The organism is Candidatus Francisella endociliophora, assembly GCF_000764555.1.
GTDB classification, from domain to species: Bacteria; Pseudomonadota; Gammaproteobacteria; order Francisellales; family Francisellaceae; genus Francisella; species Francisella endociliophora.
This window is the reverse complement of sequence record NZ_CP009574.1, coordinates 587,812-606,906: the sequence shown is the minus strand read 5'-3', so window position 1 is coordinate 606,906 and position 19,095 is coordinate 587,812. Positions and strand designations below refer to the sequence as shown.

Sequence of the window (19,095 nt, the reverse complement as noted above, 5' to 3'; positions counted from 1 at the left end):
AATATATGGTTTAACATTATGATACCTTAATAAGTATCTTGCGGTAAATTATATTGATAATTAATTTTATGTCAATATATTTATTAATAAAATATTTTAATTTTTTTGACAAAATTAATGTATATATATTTTCTATGAACGCTAAGCCTTTTACAGAAAGGTTTTTAGTTATGGAGAATAATTTAATGAAAGATTAAGGTGAATAGAAAAATAACTTTTTACTTAAATTTATAGATATTTTATTAATTATAGACAGGGAAATTGTTGCAAAGTTTAAGTATTTCAGTTGCTATTTTATTTTCAATATTAGAATCTCCACAGTTAAAAACCACATCCGCTAGTAAATTTGCAACTTGCTCACATTCTTTCTCTTTGAAACCTCTAGTTGTAATAGCTGGACTACCTATTCTTAGGCCACTAGTTACAAAAGGAGAGCGAGGATCATTAGGTATAGAATTTTTATTTACAGTAATATTTGCTCTACCTAAAGCAGCTTCAGCTTCTTTACCAGAAAAACCAGTGTTTGTAATGTCTAAAAGAAGTAGGTGATTATTTGTGCCACCTGAAATGATATTAATATTTCTTTCTTTTAATACTTTTTCCATTGCTTTAGCATTTTTTAATACTTGTTTTTGATATTCTGTAAAGCTAGGCTCAAGAGCTTCTTTGAACGCTACGGCTTTAGCAGCAATTACATGCATTAGTGGACCACCTTGGATACCTGGGAAAATAGCAGATTGAAATTTCTTAGCAAGATCTGGATTGTTGTTACAAAGTATCAATCCTCCACGAGGGCCTCTAAGCGTTTTATGTGTGGTGGTTGTAGCAACATCTACATATGGGAATGGGTTTGGATAGACACCTGCTGCTACTAATCCTGCTACGTGAGCTATATCAGCCATTAGCACAGCATCAATAGAATCTGCGATTTCTCTGAACTTTTCCCATTTTATTATCCCTGAAAATGCAGAGAAGCCCGCAATTATCATTTTAGGCTTATGCTCTTTAGCTAATTTAGCAACTTGATTATAATCAATGTCTCCATTTTCATCTAAACCATATTGGATCGAATTATATATTTTACCAGAAAAGTTTACTTTACTACCATGAGTTAGATGGCCACCTGCACCTAGATCCATACCTAGTACAGTATCTCCTGGTTTTAAAACAGCATTATAAACAGCAGCATTGGCTTGAGATCCTGAATGGGGTTGAACATTGGCATAGTCCACACCAAATAATTCCTGAGCTCTTTCAACAGCTAATTTTTCTACTATATCGACAAATTCACAACCGCCATAATATCTTTTGCCATGATATCCTTCAGCATATTTATTTGTAAGTTGAGATCCTTGAGCTTCCATAACGGCTGGACTTGCATAGTTTTCAGAAGCAATAAGCTCAACATGTTCGTGTTGTCTTTTAACTTCCAGCTCTATAGCATCAAAAACTTCTTTGTCTGTGTTTTTTAGGCTATTTTTTTCAAAACTAAACATATTTGGTAGTCTCCTAGTATTTTTTAGGTGAATAAAGTTGATTAAACGTTTAAAATTATATCTTATATTATATTTATATAGAAACAAATTAAAGAAAAGCTATGAGCAAAGTTATTGATCTTGATGAAATTGAGCGCTTAGAGCGTGAAGAAGAGAACTCTCACTATAAAGATGTTAAAAGCAAAACAACTATAAAAAAGGATGTGTTAGAGGTTACAGAATTTGGTAAAGCTCTTGTAGAATTAAATAATGAGCAGTTAAATAAGTTACCAATATCAGACAGTCTTCGTGAAAATATAATTACTGCAAAAAATATGCAGAAAATAGCTCTTAAAAGACAGCTACAATTTATTGGAAAACTTTTAAGAAAAACAGATAACTTAGAAGAAATTCAAAAAAGTTATGATGCTATTGTAAGTAAGGATAAGGAATCAAATTTACATTTACAAAGATTGGAGAATATTCGAAATAATCTTTTGGATCTGGAAAAATCTCAAGAAGCTTTAGATAAATTGATATCTGAGCTCCCTAGTTTAGATATACAGAAATTAAGGCAGCTTATTAGGAATCATCATAAGGAAGTTGAAAAAAATAAGCCAAGAAAGTCTTTTAAAGAGATTTTTCAATTTTTGAAATCTGAACTGGTATTAAAGTAACTATGTATTAGTACTTTGTATGTAAACATATAATATTTTCCAAGCTAGTAAAATAATCTCTGTATAATTATAATTTATTCGATTAATTATACTTGAAAATAGTTTTATCTTATTTGAAACAAGAGGTGAAACAAGAGGTGAAACAAGAGGTGAAACAAGAGGTGAAACAAGAGGTGAAACAAGAGGTGAAACAAGATATTATTCCTAAGATTGTATTTGTTTTGCTTATTATAAATTTTATTAGTATCTTTTTTTTCTTAAGAGCATTTATATCTATTTCTTTTATTTTAACTATTGCCCTTTTGTTTTTTGATAGAAATGCTATTAAGCTATTGAAAAAAACAAAATCGCTAATATGTCTTTTTGCTAGTGGCATGATTATTAGTTTAGGTATAGTGTATGCTTCAGTAATTAATGGGCACTTGTATATAAGAGAGCTATTAAGTTTTTCAAATCCTATGTTGATTGCATTATATATTGCTTCTACAGCATATTTTTTATCAAAAAAAGAAAGTTATTCTGAATATCTTTTAAGAATCTTTGTTGGGATTGTAACTATATTTTCAATTGTAGTTTTAGTTTTTTTTATAAATAATAAGCTTCAGGGTAATAACTTTATAGTTAGCCAGCTATATGCCCATATCAATGGTGGACTTGCTATACAATCAATAGTTGCTTTAACATTCCCATTATCAGCAGTTATTTTGTTTAATAAGTCATTTAGCTTAAATTCTATATCCCAAAGAATCATCATAATATTCTTTGGGATATTAATTATATTTGTAGATTTATTTATTAATAGAAGTAAAGCAGGCTATATCATAGAGTTTGTAGTCTTTATATACTACACGTTTATTATAATAAAGAGGTTTAGCATTCAAAACGATCAACTTAGATTAAAGAAATTATTGTTTAGTTTGTTACTAGGGTGTATTTTACTTGTAACTATATTTGGTACTGTCTATAAAAGCTCTGCAATATTTAATACACGAGTTTCAGAGTCAGTATCTAATATAAAAACACTTTTTTCAGATGATTATACGACTCAAACTAACCAGGAGCTATCTAAAACATCTACCGGCTTGAGAGCACTTTATTATATTTCTTCTATTAAGGTTTTTTATAATTATCCTGAAGTTTTATTTGGAGGATGTTTCTTTTTTAAAGGTAATGTAAATGTTATAGGCTGTACTAAAAAAATTATTAATGAAAACCCTAAGCTGAATAATAGTGTAAAAATAGTTCATGATGGAATTAGTCCCCATAATGAATTCATTAATTATACGTTTAAAGGTGGAATTTTTGCAGGAGTGTTTTTATTATTTTTCTTTGTTTTCCTTATAAAGAATTCAAAATTATTAAACTCTAATTCTGCACTATATTTAAAAGTTCTTACTATTTCAATGTTTATTGGTTGTAGTGTTGATTATTGGATTACAATACAAATTATAGTAATTTTATTTTCATCTCTAGCTGCTATTGTTATGGCATTTAGAAGGTAATTTGTTATATTTATTCTTGTGTTTTAAATTAAGTTTTACTAAAAATTCTTTTTCTAATATCTCTAAATGTGTATTTTTTTAGCTCTTTTGGAACCTTCTCTATATATTCTTTATAATTAGGGTATGGCTTTTTCATTCGCCATGGTTTACCAGGCTTACCAGCATAATGAATTATAGCCGGATTATTTTTAGCATCTATTAATTCTTCATCAGAATAGACATCTTTTAAGTATATGTACTCTGTTGCTTGATTAAGTTCTTTTAAATAAAAAATGCTTTGAAGGGTGCAGTACTTAAACGGCAAAGATTTTATTTTATTAGATGTAATGTTTATAGTATCTAGGTCAAAGAATTTTAATCTTTGGTTAAAGTTTTTAACCGTAGCAAAACATCTGTCTATAAAGTTGAGCTCACGCATCAGCTCTGTATTCATAAGTAAGAATCCAGACCAGTAAATATATTCATTTTTATTTTCTTCAAAGTACTTATGCCCAACACTCTCAAGAGAGTTTTTCTCAGCTGCAACTGCTCCAAGCTCATATCCATTAAGAGAAGTTTTGTATATGTCAGACATATCTTCAGTAAATAATACATCTACATCAGAATAGATAACCTTGTCATATTGAGGTAAAAGCTCAGGAATCAATAATCTATAATATACTATTTCAGTCCAACTCCCTCCTTTATTTATTGGAGCATCCTTGAATTTTGATTTATCAATATATTCAAATTTAATACTATGATTTGTTTTAGATATCATTTGTTCAAATAATTTAATATACTTTTGACTGATATCTGGATGATATACATATATGTCATAAGAAGTAGTTGCCTTTGCAGTATCAATAAGACTTTTAATCGCGGTAGCAGCTCCAAGTATAATTCTTTTATCAAACGTAAAAACTATAGGTATTTTCTTCATCGTTTAACGCTCTTTTCCTTTTGTTTTTTATGAAATTTATTTTAGACTTGTTCAAATTTATTGCTATATGGGATAATAGAGTACGGAAGCTTAGTTGTTTTTGAACAGTTATAAATACTCAAACCTTGTTCATTAAATAATTTCTTACTTATTTCCATAAAGGGTAAAATTCTTGAATCAAAGCAATTTTCAAGTCCCGACTTTAGTTTATTTTTATTGTTTTCATAAAACCTAGGTTCATTTGAATTACTTATATCTAGTCCCAATAAGTAAGTGTTTTTGGTTGATAGCATATAGCTATATTGTATAGCGTAAGACATTACAGAGCCTCCATCGTAAAAATTTTTATTACAGTTTTTAGAAAAACCTTGTTTTTTATTAAAAACAAGCCAGTCAAATTTTTCATAATTTTTATAATTATAGTATTTGCTAATGGGTATTTCTTTTACTAAGAAAATATTATTTTTTAGTAGAGTCTTTATATTTAATTCTGCAATAAAGCGTATCACTCCTAAGGTCAGAAAAAGATTTGTACCGTCTGGAATATTTTTCAATAAATCAGATCTTTTAATAATAAAATTCACATCAATTATAAAATATGCAAAAGGTTTTATGTTTAAATCTTTTGATAAAATAATTGATCCATTTAGAAATATACAGTCATATTGTTTAAGTTTTTTTAAATTCAAAGAATTTATTGATGGCCCTGATCCAACTATCACTAAATCTTTTTGTTCTTTTATTTTGATATTATTTATGTTCAAGAAATATCTTTTAAAGAAGAATTTTCTGATAACTAACTGTTTAGAGTTTTTTTTTATTTTTATTGTTGGCCAATAGAGTGCTACATGCCTATACTTTTTTGGCAATATGGCTCTTATAACTCTATATCTTATTTTGAGATATTGATTTTTATTCATGCTTTAATGAATTTTTTATATTCAATTTTAAATTTGTTAAAGAACAGTTATATAGTTCAGAAGAGTATTTTTCTAAAGAGTTTCTTACTTCTAAATATTCATTTGAACTCATATTAATTGCCTTAATTATTGCTTTAGCATAATCATTGTCTTTCTTATATAGTATCGCATTGTTTTCTGTAAAGCCATTAATTGGCGCAAAGTTTTCTTTAATTATTATAGGCTTTAGAAAACCGTACACTAGTTGAAAGGTTCCACTAGTTTTACAAGTGATGTACTTTATATGCTCTGGGATGTTTTCATATGCAGAAAGAATAAAGTCAGCTTTTTCAATTTCGTCATACATATCCTTAAAATCTAAACGTCCTTTAAGTTCAAAGTATGGATGTAAACTATTTGGAAGATCATGTATACTGCCTTTTCCAATAATTACTATTTTAAAGTTTGTTATACCTTGCATTATAAGATCTTCCGCAGCATTAATAAGTAGTTTTGTGCTTTTCCTTTTGTCAGATATTGCGCCAACCGATACAAACCTTGTTATATTATTTTTGTCTGTGAGTTCATAACTACCAAAATAGTGGGGGTTTATAGCAATTACTTCAGCATTTTTATAGTTCATTTTTCTTAGAGTAATAATCTCTTTTCTAGGTGCTGGATTATTATCGATATAACTATCAATTTCATGCTCTACAAAGAATAATTTGTTTTTATCAATCTTTTTGTTGAAGTGTTTGTATGCTTGCTCTAAATTCTTGCCATTATATAATTTGCCAATAGTCGTTACTAAAACTCCTTGAATATCCTCTAATGAGTCTTTTTTAAAAAACTTTTGTATTTGCCTTTTAGACATTTTATTATAAGAGATATTTTGGTGTTCAAATCTGCAAAAGAGACCTTCTTCATACTTTTTGGGATTTACAAGTACAGAAACATGGTAGCCAAGATCTAGTAAGTATTTAGCAAATCCAGGAATTATTTCAGCATGACTCTGAGAGCATGGCTCCCATATAATAAAAGTATTATTTTTTATTATGGGTTTCTTTGTGAAAAACATATTTAGAAAACTTGTGACAAAAGTATGTGATATTATAGATAGCATTATTTATAGAGTCAAAGTTAATATTTGTTTTGATGTTTAAATATAGGGACTTAATTTTTTAAAGAAATTTTTATTTTATTAATGAATAGTTTAAAATAAAGGTTTACTATGCTGATATAGACAATGGGTTTCTTGTTTATTCCTAAATATCTAACAAAATATTTCTTTATGAAAATGCTGTCCTTTAAATTAGAATTTTTATTTTCTAATGATTTTTTATAACTAAAAGATATGCCAGTATTGGTGCGATACTCAACTAATATTTCTGTAGAAACTTTAATTTTTTCACCTTTTACACCTGTTAGAAAAAGCCATGTTGGATAGTCTTCCATATTTCTTCCTTTAGGAGAATTAATAATATGATGAAGTAAATTTCTTTTAAAAAATAATGTAGGAGCAGGTAAAATATAATTATTATTTTTAAATGTTATCTCTTTTTTTCTTAAAAAAATTCTCTCAAACTGTAACTTTGCAGAAAGTAGATTAAAAGATTTTATATTTTCATTTGAGTTAGGACATATAGAATGTATAATTTTTTTTTCATTACTATAAGAAAAAGCTTCTACTTTTGAAAAGATAATGTTAGATTTAGCTTTTTTAATAAAGTTTATATATGATTCTATTGCTTGTGTTTTTAAAATGTCATCGCCAGCTATGGTTTTTATATATTCAGCGGTAGATAGTGATAAAGTAACTTCAAAATTTTTAGAAATTCCAAGATTTTCTTTGTTAATATTAAAAACCACATCAAAAAAAGCAGCTTTATGATTGCGTAACCAAGTTTCTATAACCTGAACAGTACTGTCTTGAGATTTATCATCAGAAATAACCAATTCAATATTTTCTGCTCCATAGCTTTGATATAAAATACTGTTTAGAAGTTCTATAATAGTATTTGAGGAATTATATGTGATTATACATATAGATACGATGGTCTTATTTATATTCATAACAGCCTATAAAAGAATGTATTTTAAAAAAAACTTCATTTTATAAACATAAAGTTTATAGTATAGGTTTGCAATACTTATATATACCTTTATTCTTTTTTTTGATTCTAAATACTTAACAAAATATTTTTTTATAAAAATAATATCGTTCAAAATATCGATCTTATTTTTTAATGATTTCTTATAGTTAAAAGATATTCCTTCTCCATGGTTATATTCAACAAGTATATCCTTCAATATTTTAATCTGTTTATTCTTGACGCCTAGTAAAAAAAGCCATGTTGGATAGTCTTCTAAATTTCTGCATTTTGGCGCATCTAGTATGTCTTTAAGAATACTTCTTTTGAAAAAAAGTGATGATGCACATAAGAAAAGTTCTTGACGTGATACTTCTTTTCTTTTTAAGAAAAGTCTATCAAACTGAGTTTTTGCATTTAAATTATTAAATGAATTAATGTTCTGTAGTGAGGATGGTACAATATCTAATATGATTTTTTTACCATCTTTATAAGAAAATCTTTCAACTCTTGAGAAAATAATACCTGATGATGTTACAGAAATTGATTCCATATAGATTTCTAAGGCTTTTATTTTTAAAACATCGTCCGCAGCAATACTTTTAATGTAATTAGATGTTGATAACAGTAACACTTTTTCAAAGTTTTTAGATATTCCAAGATTCTCGTCATTAATATTAAGAATAACATTAGAGAATTTAGCTTTATGATTATTTAGCCAACTCTCTATAACCTTGATAGTACTATCTGTAGATGTATCATCAGAAATAACTAACTCTATGTTTTCTGGACCATAGCTTTGAAGTAAAATACTATTTAATAGTTCGACTACGGTATCTGAAGAATTATAAGTAATTATACATACAGAGACCTTAGGTTTTTCATTTGCCATAAGTATTTATTTCCTTAACTATTTTTTCAATATCTATCATCGATAAATGCTGTCCTATAGGTAAACTTAACACTTGATTATGTATCTGCTCTGATATTGGATAATTATCATTATTCCATTCTTTATAAGCATCTTGATGATGTGGAGCTATAGGGTAATGAATAACTGTCTGAATACCTTTTTCTAATAGATATTTTTGTAACCTATCTCTATTTTCTGTTCTAATTACAAATACGTGCCATACGTGGCTATCTTTATTTCTAATCTTAGGAAGTATAATTTCTTGGTTATTTATATTACTTAAATAATATTTTGCTATATTCCTACGGTATTCTATATCTTTATCTAAGTATCTTAATTTGACACCAAGCATAGCTGCTTGTATCTCATCAAGACGACTATTAGTACCTTTATAGAGGTTTTTGTACTTTTTATGACTACCATAATTTGCTAAAGCAGATATTGTATCTGCTAAAACCTTATCATTAGTAGTTACTGCTCCAGCATCTCCTAAAGCCCCTAAATTTTTACCTGGATAAAAACTAAAGCCACTAGCATCTCCAAGGTTACCAGAGCGCTTATCAGAAAAGTATGCTCCATGAGACTGTGCAGAATCTTCTATAACTTTTAAGTTATATTTTTTAGCTATGTTATTTATTTTATCCATCTGACAAGTTTGACCGTAGAGGTGTACGGGCATAATAGCAATTGTCTTATCTGAAACTGCTTGCTCAATCTTATTTGGATCTATTAAATAATCATCTATACTAGGCTCTACTAAAACAGGAACCAGGTCATTAGCAGATATAGCTAATATACTCGCAATATATGTATTTGCGGGAACAATTATTTCATCACCAGACTTGAAAATTCCTAACTCCTTATATGCTCGTATAATTAAAATAAGTGCATCTAGACCATTAGCAACACCTATTGCATATTTAGTACCACAATATTCAGCAAACTCTCTATCAAATGCTTCACACTCATCACCACGAATATACCAACCACTGTCTATAACTTTGGCACAAGCTTTTTTTAGTTCTTGTTGGTACTGATTATTTATTTTTTGCAAGTCTAAAAACTTAATCATTCTACTAAACCTTTTTATAAAAATTTGCTGGGTTTCCAAGCCATATTTCATTTGCTGGGATACTTTTAGTTACAACGGAGCCAGCACCAACTATAGCATTTTCACCAATAATAATACCTGGTAAAATTGTAGCATTTGCACCGATTGACGCACCTTTTTTAATTACTGTTTGCGGGTACTCAGTCAAGAACTGTTTTGATCTTGGCATTCTATCATTTGTAAAAGTTACATTAGGGCCTATAAATACATTATCTTCTAGGTTTACTCCATCCCAGATATGTACTCCTGATTTAACGGTTACATTATCACCAATAACTACTTTATTTTCTATAAGGCAATGAGAGCATATATTACAATTTTCACCGATAGTTGCATTTTCTAAAACAACAACAAATTGCCATATTTTAGTATCTTTTCCAATGTTCTTACTTTGAACCTCTGAAAGCTTATGACAAAAATAATTAGGCATTCTTCACCTCTTGTAAAAAATCATCATAATCTCTAATATAGTCAGCTTCATCATAATAATCACTAGCTAAGACCATAAGCACACAATCTGAAGAAAAATCATACATTTCATGCCAATACATTGTTGGAATGGTTAAACCTTTATTAGGTGAATCCATAATGATATTTTCTTTGTTTATTCCATCATCCATAAGGACTTTACAACTTCCAGATACACATATTAAAACCTGCTGTAACTGCTTATGTGCATGAAAACCTCTACGGATATTTTCTTTTGTACCATATATATAATAAACCCTCTTTATTTCAAAAGGGATATTTCTATTTTGTTCTAATGAAATAAGAGAACCTCTATTATCACCTTTAATATCAAAATTTAGTATTTTTATCATAAATAAAACTCTATAGTTTGCCTAAACATCTTATCAAAATCTTTAGATGGCTTCCATCCTAACTCATTTTGAATTTTACTATTATCAATGGCATAACGCCAGTCATGTCCTTTTCTATCTTCAACAAATTGGATTAAATTCTCATGTGGAGCATTTTCTGGTCTATACTCATCCATAAGTTTACAAATATTCTTTACTAAAGTTAGATTATCAACTTCATTAATACCACCAATATTATAAACCTCTCCAACAACTCCTTTTTCAATAATTGTTTGAATAGCATCACAGTGATCTTCTACATATAACCAATCACGGATATTTGATCCATCTCCGTATACTGGAATTGGATTTTGATTTACACAGCTATTAATTACAACAGGGATCAGTTTTTCAGGATGTTGGTATGGTCCGTAGTTATTTGAACAATTTGAGATTGTTACTGGTAGTTTATAAGTATGGTAATATGCTCTGGTAATATGATCAGAACCCGCCTTAGATGCTGAATAAGGCGAGTTTGGCTCATATGCTTTAGTTTCTGTAAAAGCAGGATCATCTTTAGATAATGTGCCATATACTTCATCAGTAGATACATGATGAAATCTACAGCTAGTGTCATCTGAATTTAACTCATCTAGCCAATATTTCTTAGCACAATTTAATAAAGTAAACGTTCCTATCACATTTGTTTCCAAAAACACTTTAGGGTTAGCTATTGAATTATCTACATGTGATTCTGCTGCAAAATGTACTATTGTATCAATTTTATGAGCTTTTAAAGTTTTATTCACTAAAGCCTCATCACAAATATCACCTTTTATAAAGACATGGTTTTGCCCGTTTTTTAAATTGTTTAGATTGTCTAAGCTACCTGCATAGGTAAGCTTATCATAAGATACTATCTTTACATCATCATATCTTGAAAGTATCATACGCACATAATTACTACCAATAAAACCTGCAGCACCGGTTACTAGTATGTTTTTAGGATTATAATTCATGTTTTATTTCCTTATAATTTCATAAAATTATAAACTTCTAATAGACTTTTTGTCACAGCTTATTTTAAGTAGCCTTATACTACATGACCTCTGATAAATATAAAACTTTCTACAAATCATCCATAATTAATCTTTTTAAATATTGACCATACTCTGTCTTAGAAAGTTTATCAGCTTGACTTAAAACTTGTTCTGTTGAAATGAAGCCTTTGCGCCATGCGATTTCTTCTAAGCAAGCGACTTTAAGTCCTTGCCTTTTCTCTATAGTTGCCACATATTGTCCTGACTCTAATAATGAGTCATGTGTGCCGGCATCTAGCCAAGCAAAACCACGACCAAGAAGCTCTACATTTAACTTACCTTGTTTAAGATATAGATCATTTAGAGAAGTAATCTCAAGTTCACCACGTTGTGATGGTTTAACTTGCTTAGCCATTTCAACAACACTATTATCATAAAAGTATAGTCCTGTAATAGCATAGTGTGATTTTGGGCTTCGTGGTTTTTCTTCTACAGAAACCACATTTTTTTGTTTATCAAACTCAACTATTCCATATCTATGGGGATCATTGACATAATAACCAAAGACACAAGCACCGCCATTTACGGTTTCACACTTAGATCTTGCAGATTTTAATATATCTGTCATACCTTGGCCATAGTAAATATTATCGCCTAATATCAAACAAGCCGAGTCGCCATTTAGGAACTTTTCACCAAGAATAAAAGCCTGGGCAAGCCCGTCTGGAGATGGCTGAATCTTATAACTTAGTTCTATGCCAAATTGTGATCCATTGCCGAGTAACTCTTTGATAAGAGGTAAGTCTCTTTGAGTAGATATAATAAGAATTTCTCTGATGCCTGCTAGCATAAGCACAGATAATGGATAGTATAACAATGGTTTATCATATACTGGCAGTAATTGTTTACTAACCCCCAAGGTAAGAGGGTATAGTCTTGTACCATTGCCACCTGCTAAAATTATTCCTTTCATTAAAATATCAAAAATACCTCATACCAAATGGATATAATTGTATCATATTAAGATTTATCTTTAATACAGTTTTTTATTACTTATATTAAGTTGTGAGTATCTAGTTTACAAAATATCTTGTAAAACGGATATGTTTAATTTAGTATGAGTTTTAGCTTCTATACATATGTTATTAAATATTTTATGAAAAAAAACAGTCTAAAAAGTATTGATGTAATATCACCATCTTTAGGTAGACGTTTTTCAGGTATTAATGCAAGTATGCATACAGTTATACCAGAGCAAACTAAGCTAACAAATATTGCGGGATTAGGCTTCAATCTTCACAAAGATAAGATTCCTGTAATCAGTTTTAATAATTTTTTATTTGGATGTTGGCGCGATAAGTGGCGTATTTGGCATGCTAGAAGAAATGTTGATATGGTGGTAGGTATTATTTTTAGGTATGTATTTAGATATAAGATTAAGCTATTATTTACATCTGCCTCTCAACGCCAACACTCATGGTTTACAAAGTTTTGTTATCATAAAATGGATGCTGTTATCGCCACCACTAAAAGTGGAGGAGAGTTTCTAGAGTGTGAATATGATGTTGTATATCATGGAGTTAACACAGATAAGTTTTTTCCACGAGTTAAAAATATTAAACAGAAAAAAATAGGTTTTATAAATAGAATTAGAAAGCAAAAAGGTGCGGAGGATTTTGTTGAGGCAATGATTAAAGTTTTCTCTTCAAACCCTAATAGTGATTGGATAGCTGAACTGTATGGAGAGACTACTCCTAAACATAAAGAGTTTGAAGAGAAGCTTAAGTCCAAAATCAAAGCAGCAAACCTAGAAGATAAAATAGTTTTTAAAGGATTTGTGGAATTTAACTCTATTCCTGATATTTATAGAACATGTGATGTAGTTGTTTGTTTAAGTCATGTAGAAGGTTTTGGACTGCCTTGCCTAGAAGCTATGGCATCTAGAGCTGCTGTTGTAGCTACACGTACAGGTGTTTGGAAAGAGATTATAAAACAAGGTGAAAATGGTTATTTAGTTGATGCAGAATCTCCAGATCAGGTAGCAGAAAAATTGGAAACATTAATAACTAATGATTCTTTAAGAGAAAAGATTGCACAAAATGGTTATGAACTTGTTACTTCTAAATATAAGATTGAAAATGAAGCTCAAGGCATTCAGAAAGTTTATGATAGGTTATTAAATCAAAAAAACGCTAAATAATAAAATTACTTATTCATTTTTACTAATGTATTAGATATATCATTATTTGGAAATGGTAACTTTTCTAGTACTATATCAAATCCTTTTGTATTATCTTTATCTAAAGTATTTAAGTCTACTACAACAGGGTTATTAGGATGATTATATGTTGAGATATAAAGTTTATTGTCATTTAGATCTTTAATTACAACATAAGCAGTGTGGTCAAACATTTTCTTACCCTGTAACTCATCAGCGACGACACCTTTAGGAATATCTACATTATGTAGTATATGTGTGACTTTGGAAATAAGATTGTCATCATTTTCAGGAGCTTTGTTATTTGCATAATAAGCTATTGCTGCAGTTCTTACAAATCTTGAAGGCGGAGAGTAGTCACCAGGAATTCCAAGCAGACCTCCTCCTAAGAAACCACTTATATCCTGAATAGTTTTCTCATGTTTTTCCGTATTTATAACATCGCTTATTTTAAGGTTTGTAGGAGTATGATTATCTAGAGACATATAGTTTTTCAAATTAAGTAGTTGCCAGTCATACGTCGGAGCGTTAGTCATTACTTTAACATTTGAGTTAACGTTGTAGAATTTAACCTTACCTTTGATGTATTCAACAACTAGTCCAGCACCAGATTTATCAGTGATTAAGAAATGAACTTCTGGGGCAATGCCATCGATCATAATATTTTTATCAGACCAGATTTTATATTCTTTTAGTGCATTTTTAGCTTGTTTAACATTGGCAGATTGGCTAAGTATAAATGTTGTAGATTCGATTATAGATGCGTATTTAATATCGTTTTTATTAACATTTTGGTATTTAGTGAAGCCAGGTAAATAATTTGCACTTATACTTAATCCCTGACTATTCTGACCATCAATTATAAGGGTTTGACCATGTTTTGATAATCCTGTTCCTAAGATTGAGTATTTTGATTTATATTCTTGTTTTGGTAGGTTGAGATTATTAGGAGCTGTCAAAAAATGAGAAGTATTTTTGGGAATGTAAATGAGTTGCCAATCCCAATTAAGAGCCCATTCCATAGTTCTTCCAGATACTGTTTCACCTTTTTTATTTACAAGAGTGACAGCTGTACAAGCTAGTGATTGTGAAGCCAAAGTTACTAAGATAATTCCTGCTGTAATAATCTTTTTCGATAAGGATTTCATGTTAGATACCTTTAATCAGTTCATATACTAAAGAAATACTAGCATATTTTTTCTAGTTAAGAACTAGAGATATTTTAATACCACTAGATAATATTCCATAAGTATTTATAAATGTTGGAATATAGCTTTTCTTACAATACTTTTTTCCGATATAATTTGTAAATTAATTAATATTTTTAGTTTAGAAATGGAAGATACATATACAAGTAAACACCCCAAGGCACTTTGGTATATTATTTCAATATATATATGGGAATACTTTAGCTTTTATGGAATGAGAGCTTTACTTATCCTATACTTAATAGATTATCTTAAGTTAGGAGATGCTACATCGTATGCGACTGCTGGTGCGTATGTTACTTTAGTTTATTTATCGCCAGTTGTTGGTGGTGTTGTCGCAGATAAGATTTTAGGATATAAAAGAGCTGTAATCTATGGTGCAAGCCTTATGTCTGTAGGGCATCTTATTTTAGGGTTTGGTGGCGATAGTATGCTTTTTTATGGTATGGCATTTATTGTTTGTGGTTATGGTTTTTTTAAAAGTAATGTTTCATGTTTGCTTGGTCAGCAATATTCTGCAGAGGATCCGAAAAAAGATTCAGCATTTACACTGTTATACTTAGGTGGAAACCTTGGAGGTATAGTGGCACCTGCACTTTGTGGTTTAGCAGCACATTACTATGGTTGGCATTATGGATTTGGTATTGCTGGTATTGGAATGATTCTAGGCTTAATTATATTTATATCAGGATCTAAACATATTCCAGGCGTTATTCCTAAAAATTCTACATCAAAGACATTACAATCATCTCTAATAATTTTGAGTATTTTAGTTGTACTATGTGCTAGCTATTTTGCTTTGGATTTATTGTGGGACGGTTATTTGCTGTCTATTGTTACAGCTATTACTGTAGTATATTTTATTATCGTTTTATTTAAAGTAGATTCTTCTACAAGAAAGTCGTTATTTATCTTAATACCATTTTTTATTTTTGGGATAGTATTTTGGATGTTTGATGAGCAACTTTATACTTCAGTAGAAGTGTTTATCCACAGAAATGTTGATACATACTTACTTGGTATAGATATACCAGCAAGTATGTTTACTTCAATGAATTCATTATCTATCTTATTTGGAGGTTTGGTTGTTGCATGGATATGGAAGAGAGTGAAGTCTTTAGATAATGATTTTGGCAGAATGATTAAGTTTTCTTTTGGTTTTGTTTTCCAGTTATTGTGTTTTATTTTATTCTTTATTGCTGCAAAAAATGCAAGTATAGATGGTACAACCTCAGCATTGCTTGTCATAATTGCATTAGCTTGCTTAGGGGTGTCAGAATTATTTATTGATCCTATAGCATTATCTGAAATCACATCAATTAAAGATAAGAAATATACGGGATTCTTAGCAGCTTCATATATGCTTTTCACAGGAAGTATTGCTGGATTTATTGGAGCTAAAGTAGCTGATTTTGCTTCATTGGGTAATAGTAGTTCAAAAAATCTTGATTTAATTAGTCAAGCACAATTATTCCAAAGCTTATTTATGCATATTATATCTGTAATACTTGTAACTGTATTATTGTGGTTTGTTGTGGCATTTTTTGTTAAAAAATTAAAGTAGGTGGTTTTTATAATAAATAGTAATTGTCCGTGTAATTTATTTAACCAAGTACTTTATATTTCTAACTTTTAGTAGGTTTGATATTAAAAAAGTGTAATTATTAAGTTATCGGTAGGTTTTCTACGGATAAACTTTCTTTAAGTTAAGATAACGATGAACTATTGGTAAAGTCACTATATGAGATTGTTCTATATAGGTTGGATGTAACAATTTCATCATTTTTTATTTTAGGTCTAAAACATAGCGTACCATCATGATTTGCTATAGTTAAACTTGGCTTGTACTGATCCCAGTCGAAATCTGGAGTTGGACCTATTAAGTAATTTTTTATTGCGATAGATTCTTCGTTTGTTGTTCCTTCAACAAATGTAAGGTTATCAAAACAGATCTCGTCTTGATTTTGTTGATTATTATAAACTTTCTCTTTATAAGATAGTTTATACCAATTCGATACGGGTTGTTTTTTAATCCAATCTCTAGATGAACAAGTATATGACTTATAACCATTTGTATCTGTTATATACTCAAGATCTGAAACTTTACAAAAACCTAATGCATTGTGTCTTTGTTCATTTTCATGAGAACTGTCAGAGGCTCCTAGAACGCCAAAAGCTGTACCTTCTTCTCCACGATCTTCTAACTCAAATATAGTATAATTATCAAAAGTAGCTGAGTCATCGTATCTTGGTATAAGTAAGAATTGGATTTTTGTATTTGCAGTTGGAGTTGATGCATCTGGATGGTATGCTTCAAATACAAACCTAGCTCCAGGAGCATTAGGGTGTCCATATCTAAAACGATCATATTGTTCTGGTGTCAATCTTGATTTTAAATCTTCAGCCTCATACTTAATCTCAATATAGTCTATATCATGGATTAATCTTTGTTGGGCAAGTCTGTCTTGAGAAAGAATAGTAGTAAGATATCCATCATAAATATAATTATTTATTTTATGAAGCCACGTATCAAAGCTTTGTTCTTTAGCAGAGTATAAATGTTTATTTTTAATGTTTTTTATAGTGTTATTATATTTATAAAGTAATTCAAAAGATGAGTCGCTGTTATTTTCTTGATAAAACTTTATTTGTTCATTTAAAAGTTTAACTAGCTCATTGTTCATATCAGTTAAGATGTTTTTTTCCATTTCAATAATTTTAGGAAGTTCTAATCTAATACTATAATTTTTAGATTCGCTTATTAAGTATTCTGGTAATCCTAATACAAATTCTGCTTTTTTAATAAGATTCATTTGTTCAAATAGTAGTCTATATGCATCAGTTAACTGTCTATTATTAAATTCACCACTGCCATTAAAATTTATATGTTCAAAGCCTTTAATCTTATACCATGGTGTTAATACTATATATGTTGGAACGTAGCCTTTCATTAACTCACTCGGACTAACACTTGATCTTAAATTGATGTTATCTCGTTGAATTAAGTTTCTAATATAACTATCTGTAGAGTAAATAGCCTGTTGTTTATTTTGACGAGTAGTATCAATATTACGATTAGTGTTTTCACCATCAGCGGCTTCTTTCATAGCTAAACCAGTGTTTGATGATTGATTTTTAAAATCAGTTAAGAAGTTTTGAATATCTGATTTACTAGTTCCAGTGGGGATGGTTTTATAATCATTAGCTATCTTTTGTAGGTCAGTCAATTCTTCTTTTACTGTTGATTTATTATCTGCGGGAATAGTTTCAAAATTAAAATTAACATTCAAATCTGAATTATTCGTTGCTAATGCTGTTTCTAAACCACCTGCAAATTTAGCCGAGGCAAAAGGAGTACCTCCGGAACCCCATGTTTCTATAGCCAGTGATGAAGATGATGAAGAATCTGAAAAAAATAAATCTAAATATGCTCTAGCTACAGCTTTTCCAGTTACTCTTGTTACAATAAAATTACCGTATCTATTTATGAAATCTAGCACAGATGCTTCATTATTTTTAACTTTATCAGCATAATCCTTAACCTCTTGTTTAATATATTTATCAATAGTTATATCACTAATTTTATAAGTATTACCGTAAGCCATTTCATTTACAGATATTCTAATTCCTTGGTTTAATTCAGAATTCTCAAATGCTGATGATGCAGCCATACCAACAGAAGCACCAGCACCAGGCATAGATGTTGAGCTTTCTCCAGCTGCATGTATAGCTAGCATATTGGATGAACTAGTCATTGATGAGTTCATATTAGCTTTTTGTTCTAACCTACTACTTGACTGATCAACTGAAATATCATCATCAAGATACATTTCACTAAAGTTGACTACTGCGTCAGGGTTGTAAGTGCCTTTTATCATATTGTAGGTGCCACCAAGTACTACACCATTTGCATTTGGGTCAATTAAATCACTCCATGCTTCACTAATTTTAAAATTTGTTGTAGGTGATGTTTTGTTAATTTCTAGCGATGTTGCATAGCAAAATCCAGATCCCAGAACTATAATCAATATTTGATATAATTTCATAATGATTCTCCTCTATGAAAGTTTTTTAAGTTTTATATGTTCTCCTCGTTGTATTGGTTATAATTCTCATTTTAGTAAATTACAACGCTGGAAATAGGTTTCAAATATGTAACAGTATGTAACATTTTTGTTACAAACATCGGTTCTATATAAAAGAATCTGTTTTGAAATTGGCTAAACTAATAGAAGATCGA

17 protein-coding genes are annotated in these 19,095 nt (G+C 29.5%); 4 read left to right on the top strand and 13 right to left on the bottom strand.

The genetic code is table 11. The features are described from left to right. Positions 1-242: 242 nt before the first annotated feature. Positions 243-1,496 (bottom strand): serine hydroxymethyltransferase, encoded by a 1,254-nt coding sequence (gene glyA / locus QI37_RS02925; protein WP_040008384.1) that lies wholly within the window; start codon positions 1,494-1,496, stop codon positions 243-245. Positions 1,497-1,597: 101 nt separating this feature from the next. Between glyA and yjgA the strand changes: the two genes are divergently transcribed. Together yjgA and QI37_RS02915 are read left to right on the top strand one after the other, a co-directional pair. Beyond that, positions 1,598-2,152, top strand: coding sequence for a ribosome biogenesis factor YjgA (gene yjgA, locus QI37_RS02920; RefSeq protein WP_040008381.1), 555 nt, complete (start codon positions 1,598-1,600; stop codon positions 2,150-2,152). A gap of 137 nt (positions 2,153-2,289) precedes the next feature. Further along, entirely contained in the window at positions 2,290-3,654 is a 1,365-nt protein-coding gene (locus QI37_RS02915) for an O-antigen ligase family protein (RefSeq protein ID WP_235261393.1), read from the top strand. A 28-nt stretch (positions 3,655-3,682) separates the two neighbouring features. Here the strand turns inward: QI37_RS02915 and QI37_RS02910 are convergent, their stop codons facing one another. The 10 genes from QI37_RS02910 to rfbA form a co-directional block, all read right to left on the bottom strand. Then, positions 3,683-4,576 carry a glycosyltransferase family 8 protein gene (locus tag QI37_RS02910; protein ID WP_040008378.1) on the bottom strand — a complete coding sequence of 298 codons (894 nt, stop codon included), beginning with the start codon at positions 4,574-4,576 and terminating at the stop codon, positions 3,683-3,685. 41 nt (positions 4,577-4,617) lie between these two features. Beyond that, a complete protein-coding gene (locus tag QI37_RS02905) occupies positions 4,618-5,496 on the bottom strand; it encodes a WaaZ-like lipopolysaccharide core biosynthesis protein (protein WP_040008375.1) in 879 nt (292 codons plus the stop codon). Further along, positions 5,489-6,553: a glycosyltransferase family protein gene (locus tag QI37_RS02900; protein ID WP_040008373.1), complete on the bottom strand. Its 1,065-nt coding sequence runs from the start codon at positions 6,551-6,553 to the stop codon at positions 5,489-5,491. The genes QI37_RS02905 and QI37_RS02900 overlap by 8 nt, the downstream gene beginning before the upstream one ends. Positions 6,554-6,648: 95 nt before the next feature. Beyond that, complete coding sequence (locus QI37_RS09890) at positions 6,649-7,548, bottom strand: glycosyltransferase family 2 protein (RefSeq protein WP_052399132.1); 900 nt, start codon at positions 7,546-7,548, stop codon at positions 6,649-6,651. Between the two features lie 6 nt (positions 7,549-7,554). Then, the gene (locus QI37_RS09885; RefSeq protein WP_052399131.1) at positions 7,555-8,457 is read right to left on the bottom strand and encodes a glycosyltransferase family 2 protein; all 903 of its coding nucleotides are present in this window, start codon (positions 8,455-8,457) and stop codon (positions 7,555-7,557) included. After that, entirely contained in the window at positions 8,447-9,550 is a 1,104-nt protein-coding gene (locus QI37_RS02885) for a DegT/DnrJ/EryC1/StrS family aminotransferase (protein WP_040008369.1), read from the bottom strand. The genes QI37_RS09885 and QI37_RS02885 overlap by 11 nt, the downstream gene beginning before the upstream one ends. 4 nt (positions 9,551-9,554) lie before the next feature. Continuing rightward, positions 9,555-10,019, bottom strand: coding sequence for an acyltransferase (locus QI37_RS02880; RefSeq protein ID WP_040008367.1), 465 nt, complete (start codon positions 10,017-10,019; stop codon positions 9,555-9,557). Then, positions 10,012-10,410, bottom strand: a complete 399-nt coding sequence (locus tag QI37_RS02875) for a sugar 3,4-ketoisomerase (RefSeq protein WP_040008365.1) — start codon at positions 10,408-10,410, stop codon at positions 10,012-10,014. The genes QI37_RS02880 and QI37_RS02875 overlap by 8 nt, the downstream gene beginning before the upstream one ends. Then, positions 10,407-11,408 carry a dTDP-glucose 4,6-dehydratase gene (gene rfbB / locus QI37_RS02870; protein WP_040008363.1) on the bottom strand — a complete coding sequence of 334 codons (1,002 nt, stop codon included), beginning with the start codon at positions 11,406-11,408 and terminating at the stop codon, positions 10,407-10,409. Before rfbB ends, QI37_RS02875 begins: the two co-directional genes overlap by 4 nt. 109 nt (positions 11,409-11,517) lie before the next feature. Further along, positions 11,518-12,402: a glucose-1-phosphate thymidylyltransferase RfbA gene (gene rfbA, locus QI37_RS02865; RefSeq protein ID WP_040008361.1), complete on the bottom strand. Its 885-nt coding sequence runs from the start codon at positions 12,400-12,402 to the stop codon at positions 11,518-11,520. 183 nt (positions 12,403-12,585) lie between these two features. Between rfbA and QI37_RS02860 the strand changes: the two genes are divergently transcribed. Next, entirely contained in the window at positions 12,586-13,629 is a 1,044-nt protein-coding gene (locus QI37_RS02860) for a glycosyltransferase family 4 protein (RefSeq protein WP_040010664.1), read from the top strand. Positions 13,630-13,634: 5 nt separating this feature from the next. Here the strand turns inward: QI37_RS02860 and QI37_RS02855 are convergent, their stop codons facing one another. After that, complete coding sequence (locus tag QI37_RS02855) at positions 13,635-14,795, bottom strand: linear amide C-N hydrolase (protein WP_040008358.1); 1,161 nt, start codon at positions 14,793-14,795, stop codon at positions 13,635-13,637. A gap of 187 nt (positions 14,796-14,982) precedes the next feature. On the opposite strand from QI37_RS02855, the gene QI37_RS02850 reads away from it, so the two are divergent. Continuing rightward, complete coding sequence (locus QI37_RS02850; protein WP_081946974.1) at positions 14,983-16,419, top strand: peptide MFS transporter; 1,437 nt, start codon at positions 14,983-14,985, stop codon at positions 16,417-16,419. 142 nt (positions 16,420-16,561) lie between these two features. Here the strand turns inward: QI37_RS02850 and QI37_RS02845 are convergent, their stop codons facing one another. Continuing rightward, a complete protein-coding gene (locus QI37_RS02845) occupies positions 16,562-18,901 on the bottom strand; it encodes a hypothetical protein (protein ID WP_040008356.1) in 2,340 nt (779 codons plus the stop codon). Positions 18,902-19,095: the final 194 nt, after the last annotated feature.